Here is a 9,433-nt window from a genome sequence, read left to right as displayed (position 1 = left end):
CCGGCGGCCTTCACGCGGGCTTCGGCGGCCGCGATGTCCGGGCGGCGCGAAAGCAGGAGCGCCGGATTGCCTTCCGAGACGATGGCTTCGAGCATCGGGATTTCCGCCGGTGCGTCCAGTTCGGCGGACGGATAGCGGCCGACCAGTGTTTCAAGGCGCCGGGCGGTTTCACCCGTGAACTGGCGGCGGGCCGCGATGGCCGCTTCGGCCTGGGCCAGTGTGCTGCGGGCGGTGCGCACATCGAGCGCATCGGACAGGCCGCGCTGGAAGCGGCGCTCTGTCAGCGTGCGCACCCGGTCGCGGGCCTCGAGCGTGAGCATGGCAACCCGTTCCTGCGCGAGGGCCTCGTTGAGGCTGATCCAGGCATTGGCGGTCTGGGCCGCGACGGAGAGCTCTGCGGCGGCGAAATCTGCCTGGCTGGCAACATAGTCGGCATCGGCGGCACCGACGGCTGCGCCGAGACGGTTCCAGAGGTCGATTTCCCAGCTGCCGTCGAGGCCGATGCCATAGAGGCCGTCCGTCGTTCGGTCTGCCGACCCGCCGAACGTGCTGGAGGTGGATGTGACGCCGGCACTGGCCGATGCGCTGAGGCTGGGGCGGCGGGCAGCGCGCGCGGAGCGGGTGGCGGCTTCCGAGGCGCGCATGATGGCGGCGCGGGATTCCAGGGTCGGGCTGTTGGCCAGCGCTTCATTGACGAGGCCGACCATCAGGGGGTCGTTGAACTGGCCGAGCCAGTCACCGGTCGGGGCGACACCGGCGACGCCGCGCGCCGCCCATTCGGCGGGCACATTGGCCGTTTCGGCAAAAAATTCCACAGGTTCGCCAGCCTTGGGACGAGAAGACGTTGGCGAAGTGGCGCAAGCTGCAACAATTGCCGTGCTGAGAAGAAGAATTGAACGTTTCATGCCGCAGACGAGGCTCCCGTTTTTACTGGACAGGGGTTACGATGGGCCTAGTCGACTGTCAACGAGAAATTATCGAAATTCAATAATTTTTCCCTGACAATAATTTATCCCCGCGGCGGGCCGCGCCGCCTGAAGGGGCTTGGCATTCCGGTGGCGGCGCTGTAGCGGCAAGCGGAGGCTCCCATGCGGGTGCCAGCGGAAGCGGTACAGGCCGCAGATCCGCGCCGGGAGACGGGATGAGCAAGGCCGATCCAGCTGAGAACCGGCAGGTGCCGCGTGGCGGATCACGCCGCCGCGCGCGGGATTTTGCCGTTCTTGGCAGCTGTTTCGCCCTGGTCCTGCTATTGCTGGCGATCACGGGCGAGGTGAATTTCATCGTGGCCGTCGCGGCAATCATCGTGCTCGCGTCGATCGTCTTCGCCTATTACATCGGGTCTTCCAGTTTCCTGCCCGTGGGCGAGGCCAGCCCACAGCCGGTGCCGGAAGAAAAGCGCCGGCTGGACTCGGCGCAGTTGCTGCGCGCCCTGCCGCTGCCGGCCTTTGAAGTGGATGATGACAAGCGCATCGTCGCGTTCAACGATCCGGCCGACATGATCCTGCGCCTCGACGGGCGGACCAATCCGCGCGCAAGCACGGTAATCCGCTCGCCAGCCCTCCTGTCGGCCATCGACCGGATGTCGCAGGGCGGCGGGGACGGCACGGTATCCGTGGAAGTTGACAGCGGGCCGGATGAGACATGGCGGGCGCACGTGTCGCGGCCGACCGGCTCGGCGCAGACGCTCGTGGTCCTGGAAGACCTGACGCCGGTGCGCCGGGCGGCGCGGGCGCGGTCTGATTTCCTGGCCAATGCCAGCCATGAGCTGCGCACACCGCTGACGGCCCTGTCGGGTTTTATCGAGACGATGCGCGGGCCGGCGAAGGATGATACCGGCTCGTGGCCGCGCTTCCTTGACATCATGGCGGGCGAGTCCGAACGGATGAGCCGCCTCATCGCCGACCTGCTGTCCCTGTCGCGTATCGAGTTTTCCGAACACATCCCGCCCAGCGAACGGGAGAATTTCTCCCGCATTGCGCTGGATGCGACCGAGGCCCTGCAGGCCGTCGCCGATGACCGGGGTGTCAGCCTGGTGCTGGAGGGCGATCCCGACGAGGCCTTGCCGGTTGTGGCCCACCGGGACGAGATCATTCAGGTCGTCGAAAACCTGCTGACCAATGCGCTGAAATACACGCCTGCCGGGGGCAAGGTGCGCGTCTCGTTCGGACAGGCCGGCAGCATGGCCGAGGCGCGCACGCTGGCCGCGCAGGGCTGGGTCGATGCCGAGCGGATGACGCTGCTGCAGGCCGCGGGACGGCCCGGCAAGCCGGATGCCTCCGTCTGGCTGCGGGTGGAAGACGAGGGGCCGGGCATCGAGCGCGAACACCTGCCGCGCCTCGGCGAACGCTTCTACCGCGCCGACCAGAGCCGGGGCGGCAAGATCACGGGCACGGGCCTCGGCCTCGCCATCGTGAAACACATCATGGCCCACCATCGCGGCGGCCTTGCCGTCGAAACCCGGATGGGAAAAGGCAGCGCCTTCGGAATCTGGCTGCCGGCCGCGCGGCTCTGACAGCGCCCGGGTCAGTCCGGACGCACCAGCCGGGTGATCGCTTCGGTTTTGACATAGTCGACGGCGGGCGCGAGGTCGTCCAGGGCGCTGGCAGCTGTCCCGTTGGCGGTTTCGTTAAACGTGACCCTGGTGCCTTCGCCTTCGGCGGCGAGGGTGATCGTCCAGACGACATTGACGCCCTTGTCCTGCAGCGGGCCGAACGGCGCATCGAGGCGGAGCATCTTGCCGTTCAATACGGTGAGCACGGTGCCATGCGCGACCGAGCCATCATCCCAGGCTTCCTTCCAGAGGCCGCCCGCCTTCAGGTCGAGGGAGAGGTGCTCGGCGGCGCCGGAATAGGTGTGGTCGGGGTGCCACCAGACTTCCGGGTGGATCAGCCGGTCCCATAATTCGCCGGGGGAGAGGGCAGAGACGGCTGCCTGTTTCAGTTCGTAATGGTCTGGCCCGGCAGCGAGCACCTCGGCATGGGCCGCGGCGGATGATGCCAGGAAGAGCGAGCTGATCAGTACACGTTTCATAACGAGTTCCTTTGCGGGTCTGCCGCGCGATCAGTCAGGCACGCGATCATAGGCGAGCGTGTTGCCGCGGGCATGATAGCTGTAGGCGATATGGTCGCCTGAGGCGTCCAGCAGCGTGAAGCAGCGGATGTCGGCGCCGTCATCCTCGAACGTGAAGGATTGCCCGGCCGGATCAGGTGTCTGGCTGTCGCAATCGGACACGACGGCCAGCGTGGCAACGCCCGGCTCCTCACCGACATAGCTTTCGGTCACGGTCGTGTCGCGGATCGTCATCATGCTCTTGGCGTCATGCACAGACCGCCATGTTCCCTGAAGGGCGGCCTGCGTGGCCGCGACGGGTTCGTCAGGGGCCATGGCGGTGCCGGCAGGCTGGGAGCAGGCTGCGAGCGCCGCAAGACCGAGGATGAAGCTGATCGGGCGCAATGGCGTCATGAAGGGTTCCTTGTGGGCGGCTGGGGAGTGAGCGCCGAGTCTAGACCGCGCCTGAAGCGGCGGCAAGATTGCCGGAGGCGGGCTGGCGGGTTGCGCGGCTGTTTGCGCCGGAGACGCCAATCAGGTTAAGTCTCCGGCAGGCAGCACGACACGGACGCAGGCGGCAGGCCGGGGGCCACCGCTGGCTGGCGTGCCGCAGCATGGCCTGTCATCCTTGCGGTGACCGCCGGGATCGCGTTCATGCTGGTCAGGCTGATGAAGTGGCTTTAAGGGCAGATCATGAATCCGGAAGACATCGAGATTGATACCGAGGCGGTTGCCAAACAGGTCGGGACGATCTTTGACAGCCTGATGGTCTGGTTCCAGGGCGTGCTGGCGCAGGCCCTTTCGATCGCGACACTGTGGCAGTTGGGGATCATCATTGCGGCCGGTGTGGCCGGGTGGCTGCTGTCGCGTCTGCCGAACAAGAGATTGCATGCCGCCGCCGAGGACCGTGGCCGCCCGGATGCGCTGGCGCGGATCTACCTGTCGCTCGCGAGCGTGATGTGGCCGCTGATCAGTGTCATCTTCATCTGGGCGGCGGTCGCCGGGTTTGCGATTGCCGACCTGCCTAATGAAGGCCTGCGCATCGCCGCCAGCCTGCTGAATGCCTGGATCATCATCCGGGTGCTCACATCGCACATGAAGAAGAGCCTGCTGACGCGCATGATCGCTGTCATCGCCTGGACCGTGGCAGCGCTCTACATCCTGCACTGGCTGGAGCCGACGGTGACGGCCCTGGATGCCATGCGCTTCCCGGTCGGCGCGGGATCCCTTTCAGTCTGGCGCATTCTGACCAGCCTTGTGATTGCGGGCCTTGCACTCTGGATCGGGCGGATGGCCGGCGCTGCGGTGCAAAGCAGGATCCGCTCTGCCAGCAGGCTCAACCCCTCAATGGCGGGCCTGCTCGGGCAGACGACCAGTATCGTGTTCATGCTGATTGCCATCGTGTTTGCGCTTCAGACGCTGGGCGTGAATCTTGCGGCGCTGACGATCTTCTCCGGGGCGCTGGGCGTCGGCGTCGGATTTGGCCTGCAATCGATCTTTTCGAACTTCATCTCCGGCATCATCATCCTGTTCGAGAAGACGGTGAAGGTCGGGGATTTCATCGAGTTGCAGTCAGGTGTGACGGGCCTCGTGAACGAGATCAATATCCGCTCCACGCTGATCACGACCAACGACAATGTCGACATCCTCGTGCCGAACGAGGAATTCATCAAGGCGCAGGTGATCAACTGGACCCTGCGCGATGCGCGCCGGCGCACGCATATAAAGTTCGGCGTGGCCTACGGGACCGACAAGGAAACTGTCCGCGTGGCGGGCATGGAAGCGGCCGCTGAAGTGCCCTGGACGCTGGAGAACATGGGGCCGCGCATGCCGCAGGTCTGGCTGACCGGTTTCGGCGATTCCAGCCTCGATTTCGAACTGGTGGTCTGGCTGACGGAAGAAGCGGTCAAGAAGCCGGCCAAAGTGACTGCCGACTATAATTGGGCGCTGCATTCGGCGCTCGAACGGCACGGGATCGAAATACCTTTCCCGCAGCAGGACCTTCACCTCAAATCGTCCGAAGCCCTGCGCGTGCGGGTCGAGACGGCCGGTTCGGCGGACGATGCCCGGCTCCAAACAGAAAAAGCCCCCGAAGAATAACTCCGGGGGCTTTCCTGTTCGCCGCTTATTTACCGTCCGGGCTCAGCCGGCGATGCGCCGCACATAGTCATACTGGCTTTTCTTGGTGTCGCGCTTGCGGGCAGGCTGGAAGGCCACTTTCGCATGCTCGCTGCAATAGGGGCCGCAATCGGACTTGCGGCCGCAGAATGCGAATTTCGGATCGGCGGGATCACCGATCGGCCATTTGCACATGGAGTCGCGCAGCGTGAGGATGGTGGCGGCGCCGCCATCGGCCTGACGCAGCGGGGGCAGGGGGGCCATCATGGCCGTGCGCTCGGCCGGACGGGCCTGTTCTGCCGGGGCGGTGACAGCCGGTGTCGGCATCGTGACGGTACCGTCCGGCATGAGGCGTGGCTTCGGCCGGGCCAGGCGCGGCGGGCGCTTGACGGGGCGGGATGGCGTGGCGCGTCCGGACAGGCCAAGGCGGTGCACCTTGCCGATCACGGCATTGCGGGTGACGCCGCCCAGTTGCTTGGCAATCTGGGAGGCCGAATGGCCTTCTGCCCAGAGTTTCTTTAGCACATTTACCCGTTCATCGGTCCATGACATGGATTGAGGTCTCCCAGCTCTAGGTTAAAGGCCCGATACGCGGTCCCGTCAGCCCCTATATGTTGTGACAGCAGTTACGCGCTATCTCTCTCAGCACCTAGATATCGTATCAGGACCGAAATGAAACACAACATGCAGACTTAGCTTTCCACAGGCTTTCTATATATTGTGTCTTCTGAGTCGCGGTTTGTTCAGGGCGGCACAAAAACCGGGCAGAGGCAAAAAAGTCGCCGCCTGCCCCTCGCTCATCGGGCCGCAGCGCATTAGATACACCGCATGACAGACATCAGCCCAGACGCCAAACCCGCTATCGTGAATTCCACCGTTTCTTCCAGTTCAGATTCCGGCCTCAGGCAGATCCGGCAGTATGGCGCGGTGAATGGCCTGGGCCTGTGGACCCTGTACAAGCGCGAAGTCGGCCGTTTCATGAAAGTGTGGATGCAGACCGTGTTTGCCCCCGTGGTGACGACGTTGCTGTTCATGACGGTGTTCAAGCTGGCTTTCGGCGACCGCGGCCGCCTGACGGGCGATTTCGAGGGCCTGAACTATAATGACTTCCTGGCGCCCGGCCTGGTAATCATGGCGATCCTGCAGAACGCCTTCCAGAATACGAGTTCCAGTCTGGTGCAGGCCAAGTTCAACGCAACCCATGTCGACTTCCTGATGCCGCCGCTTTCGCCGCTTGAACTGACCGCCGGCTTCCTCGGCGGCGCGATTACGCGCGGCGTTATCGTGGCCGTGATCTCTGCCCTCGGTATTCAGCTGAGCGGGCTGGCGAACCTGTCTGTGGTGCATGTCTGGCCGATTGTCTGGTTCAGCCTGACGGCGGCGATCATTCTCGGCGCGCTGGGCGCGATGGGCGGGATCTGGGCCGACAAGTTCGATCACCTGTCGGCGGTGACCAATTTCGTGATCGTTCCGCTGACATTCCTGTCGGGCACGTTCTACGACATCAAGGTGATGAAGGAGCCCTTCCTGACGCTCGCCCATCTCGACCCGTTCTTCTACATGATCGACGGGTTCCGCTATGGCTTCATCGGTGTGGCGAACAGCTCGATCGTGACAGGCCTGTGGGTGACGGGCGTGTTGTCCATCCTGTCCACGGCGGCCGTCTGGTGGATGTTCAAGGTCGGCTACAAGCTGAAAGCCTGATTCCCGCGATACGGGAGTCGCATTGACCCCCGGGCTTCGGGCGCCATTAATGCGCTGCGAACGAAACGCGGAGGTTACAATGCGTATAGCGAAACTCGCCGCCGGCACGGTGCTGGCCATGGCACTGGCCGGGTGCCAGAACCTTATCCCGCAGGACATGAGCGTGGCCGACTATTGCGCCAATCCCGACAAGGCACAGGAAGACGTGTGCCGCCTGAAGGTCGAGATTGACGGCCAGTCAACGGCCCTTTCCGAAACCGACATGCGCCTGTCCGATGCGCGCGGCGTTGCCGACAGTGCCGCGAACGCGGCTGCCGCGGCGCAGGCCACGGCCGACGCGGCGATGCAGCGCGCCAATGAGGCGATGGCGAAGACGGATGAAATGGTCTGCGAAACCCGCACCGTGCAGAAGACCGACACCGGCACCTGCCGCCCGGGCTACACGCTGACCAGCTGTACGCAGACGCGCTACACGACGCGCGCCGGAGGACTGTCCTTCCTGCGCGAGATCAATGACGAGAAGTGCCGCTTCAACGAGCGCGTCCTTGAGATGCAGGTGCGTTGCTGCAACACGGCGTCGGCTGCACCGGCGCCGATGGATGAAACCGTCGATGCCAACATGCCGGAGCCAGAGGCCGCGCCTGAGGCACCGGAAGAATCGCCGCTCAGCTTCTAGCAAGCCGGACGGCAGGACCGGGGGGAACACCGGGGGAGAGAGAAGCCGCCTGCAAGTGCGTTGCAGGCGGCTTTTTCATGCGCGCCATGCGCCGGGCGGGGCATTCCGGCCTGCCACATTTTCGCCCGGAGTCTTAGCATTCAGACAGGTTGGGAACGCGGGGGGCGTGGGGGGCTTGTTCTCGCACCTGCCTGGGCCTCTGCCCGTTCAGCAGGATGTCAAACGGAGTAGACACCATGAAGAAGACATTTGCATTCGCTGCCATTGCCACGCTGATGGCCACCCCAGCCTTCGCCGGAGAAGATGTGGCGATGGCCGATATCGACACCAATGCCGACGGCTACCTGACGATTGAAGAAGTCCAGGCGCACAAGCCTGAGGTCTCGGCAAAATCCTTTGCCGACTGGGACGTCAATGGCGATGCCCAATTGTCGGCCGCTGAATTCTCGGCCTGGAAAAAAGCCGCGTCGGAAGACTATGGCAAGCCGGTTGTTAACGAGGCGGAAGACACGGCCGCCGAGGCGCTGGATGATGCCGGCGAGGCCCTTGATGATGCGGGCGAAGCCATGACGGACGAAGAATAGTCCTGGAGCGTAATGCCCCTTCCGCTCCCGGATAAAGGCAGGCCCTGGCGAAAGCCGGGGTCTTTGCTGTTTGCGGGTCAGGCGGCCAGGGCGAAGCGGTTGCGGCCGCGGCTCTTGGCGTCGTATAGCGCCCTGTCCGCACGGTTGAGGAGGGTGGACAGCGTATCACCGGGCCGGGCGACCGACAGGCCAAGGCTGATCGTCACGCGGATATGGTCGCCGCGATAGATGAAACCGGCCGCTTCGGTGGCTTTGCGGACGGTTTCGGCGATGTCTTCGAGCTGTTTTTCGTCATCGACGGTGCACAGGATCGTGAACTCCTCGCCGCCGAGGCGTGCGACCAGGGCGCCTTCGGGCGCGGCGTGGATCAGCGTGTTGGCCATTTGGATCAGGGTTTCGTCACCGGCCTCGTGGCCATACGTGTCATTGACGCGCTTGAACCAGTCAATGTCGACGAGGAGGAGGCCGATCTGCGCGGAGGCGGCGTCCGCGAGGCGCGCGGTGGCCTTCTCGGTGAAGCTGCGGCGGTTGGCAAGGCCGGTCAGGTCGTCGCAATTGGCCATGTGGCGGACCCTGAGGTGCAGGCGCAGGTAACGCATGGTCTGGCGGAGCGTGTAGGCGAGCAGGAGCGACGCGACGACGGCCGACATGGCTGCGGAGGTGAGTACAGCCTGAGCGCGGGCAGACGGGTCGAGATGGCCGCTTGTCAGCCAGGAGCCGAAAGTCGTCGAGCTGACCGCGCCGGCCATCACGACGAGAATCAGGCGCGTCTGCTGTATCCAGAACCTCTTTTTGATGTCTTGCATATTGGCGGCGCCCTGCCGGTTGATCGGAATCCCTCATCCTAGCGGCGATTGGCTTAGGAAAACCGCCGGGTATTAATGAAATTTGATGCATTCGCGGCGTCGCACTGCCGCAGGCGGGACCGCAGGCAGGTTGCGCTGGGCTTTTTGCAGCGAATGGGCTTAGGTTTGCGGCTTCAACCAATGGGAGGCTGAGCCCTGGATATCCTGACTGTCCTGCCGCCGGTACTGGCGATCGTGGTCGCCATGCTGACGCGCAATGTGTATGCGGCGCTGGGACTGGCGCTTGTCACGTCCGAGACGCTGATTGCGGGGTTCAATCCGGGCCTGGGCGCGCTCGGGGCGGTGGACCGGGCCGCCGCCGTGTTCGAGAGCGCGGGCAATTCACGCGTACTGCTTTTCTGCCTGCTGATCGGCGCGCTGATCGCCTGGATGCGCGATTCTGGCGGCGTGGAGGCGCTGGTGAGCGGCCTGATGAGGCGGGGCCTCGTCTCCACGCC

General features: G+C 64.4%; 10 protein-coding genes and 1 pseudogene. 6 read left to right on the top strand and 5 right to left on the bottom strand.

From position 1 onward, the window contains the following. Positions 1–905 (bottom strand): TolC family protein (locus tag VR74_RS17880; RefSeq protein WP_045699109.1); only part of this gene is annotated, 905 nt, incomplete at its 3' end. Positions 906–1,141: 236 nt separating this feature from the next. On the opposite strand from VR74_RS17880, the gene VR74_RS17875 reads away from it, so the two are divergent. After that, positions 1,142–2,512, top strand: coding sequence for an ATP-binding protein (locus VR74_RS17875; RefSeq protein ID WP_045699099.1), 1,371 nt, complete (start codon positions 1,142–1,144; stop codon positions 2,510–2,512). An 11-nt stretch (positions 2,513–2,523) separates the two neighbouring features. Here VR74_RS17875 and VR74_RS17870 read toward each other — a convergent pair whose 3' ends face one another. Both VR74_RS17870 and VR74_RS17865 read right to left on the bottom strand, forming a co-directional pair. Continuing rightward, a complete protein-coding gene (locus tag VR74_RS17870) occupies positions 2,524–3,030 on the bottom strand; it encodes a hypothetical protein (RefSeq protein WP_299951177.1) in 507 nt (168 codons plus the stop codon). Positions 3,031–3,060: 30 nt separating this feature from the next. After that, positions 3,061–3,462 (bottom strand): hypothetical protein, encoded by a 402-nt coding sequence (locus tag VR74_RS17865; RefSeq protein ID WP_045699097.1) that lies wholly within the window; start codon positions 3,460–3,462, stop codon positions 3,061–3,063. 279 nt (positions 3,463–3,741) lie between these two features. Here VR74_RS17865 and VR74_RS21300 point away from each other — a divergent pair, with 279 nt between their 5' ends. Then, positions 3,742–5,148 carry a mechanosensitive ion channel domain-containing protein gene (locus VR74_RS21300; protein WP_299951174.1) on the top strand — a complete coding sequence of 469 codons (1,407 nt, stop codon included), beginning with the start codon at positions 3,742–3,744 and terminating at the stop codon, positions 5,146–5,148. 42 nt (positions 5,149–5,190) lie between these two features. Here VR74_RS21300 and VR74_RS17855 read toward each other — a convergent pair whose 3' ends face one another. Then, complete coding sequence (locus VR74_RS17855) at positions 5,191–5,718, bottom strand: GcrA family cell cycle regulator (protein WP_045699095.1); 528 nt, start codon at positions 5,716–5,718, stop codon at positions 5,191–5,193. A 276-nt stretch (positions 5,719–5,994) separates the two neighbouring features. On the opposite strand from VR74_RS17855, the gene VR74_RS17850 reads away from it, so the two are divergent. The 3 genes from VR74_RS17850 (at position 5,995) to VR74_RS17840 (ending at position 8,130) form a co-directional block, all read left to right on the top strand. Continuing rightward, positions 5,995–6,870 (top strand): ABC transporter permease, encoded by an 876-nt coding sequence (locus tag VR74_RS17850; RefSeq protein WP_045699093.1) that lies wholly within the window; start codon positions 5,995–5,997, stop codon positions 6,868–6,870. 79 nt (positions 6,871–6,949) lie between these two features. Next, entirely contained in the window at positions 6,950–7,546 is a 597-nt protein-coding gene (locus VR74_RS17845; RefSeq protein WP_045699091.1) for a hypothetical protein, read from the top strand. A gap of 236 nt (positions 7,547–7,782) precedes the next feature. Beyond that, positions 7,783–8,130, top strand: coding sequence for a hypothetical protein (locus VR74_RS17840; protein WP_299951171.1), 348 nt, complete (start codon positions 7,783–7,785; stop codon positions 8,128–8,130). 77 nt (positions 8,131–8,207) lie between these two features. Here VR74_RS17840 and VR74_RS17835 read toward each other — a convergent pair whose 3' ends face one another. After that, positions 8,208–8,936, bottom strand: a complete 729-nt coding sequence (locus tag VR74_RS17835; protein ID WP_299951168.1) for a GGDEF domain-containing protein — start codon at positions 8,934–8,936, stop codon at positions 8,208–8,210. Positions 8,937–9,179: 243 nt separating this feature from the next. On the opposite strand from VR74_RS17835, the pseudogene VR74_RS17830 reads away from it, so the two are divergent. Further along, positions 9,180–9,433 (top strand): annotated as a pseudogene (locus tag VR74_RS17830) (sodium:proton antiporter); the annotation flags it as partial.

The organism is Hyphomonas sp. BRH_c22, assembly GCF_000961795.1.
In the GTDB taxonomy this organism is placed as follows: Bacteria; Pseudomonadota; Alphaproteobacteria; order Caulobacterales; family Hyphomonadaceae; genus Hyphomonas.
This window is presented reverse-complemented; position numbering and strand designations above follow the sequence as displayed.

Bases quoted from the DNA above. Each gene is read 5' to 3' on its own strand.
- VR74_RS17850 (WP_045699093.1), top strand. From the start codon at position 5,995: ATGACAGACATCAGCCCAGACGCCAAACCCGCTATCGTGAATTCCACC.
- VR74_RS17875 (WP_045699099.1), top strand. From the start codon at position 1,142: ATGAGCAAGGCCGATCCAGCTGAGAACCGGCAGGTGCCGCGTGGCGGA.
- VR74_RS17865 (WP_045699097.1), bottom strand. From the start codon at position 3,462: ATGACGCCATTGCGCCCGATCAGCTTCATCCTCGGTCTTGCGGCGCTC.
- VR74_RS17840 (WP_299951171.1), top strand. From the start codon at position 7,783: ATGAAGAAGACATTTGCATTCGCTGCCATTGCCACGCTGATGGCCACC.
- VR74_RS17835 (WP_299951168.1), bottom strand. From the start codon at position 8,936: ATGCAAGACATCAAAAAGAGGTTCTGGATACAGCAGACGCGCCTGATT.
- VR74_RS17855 (WP_045699095.1), bottom strand. From the start codon at position 5,718: ATGTCATGGACCGATGAACGGGTAAATGTGCTAAAGAAACTCTGGGCA.
- VR74_RS21300 (WP_299951174.1), top strand. From the start codon at position 3,742: ATGAATCCGGAAGACATCGAGATTGATACCGAGGCGGTTGCCAAACAG.
- VR74_RS17870 (WP_299951177.1), bottom strand. From the start codon at position 3,030: ATGAAACGTGTACTGATCAGCTCGCTCTTCCTGGCATCATCCGCCGCG.
- VR74_RS17845 (WP_045699091.1), top strand. From the start codon at position 6,950: ATGCGTATAGCGAAACTCGCCGCCGGCACGGTGCTGGCCATGGCACTG.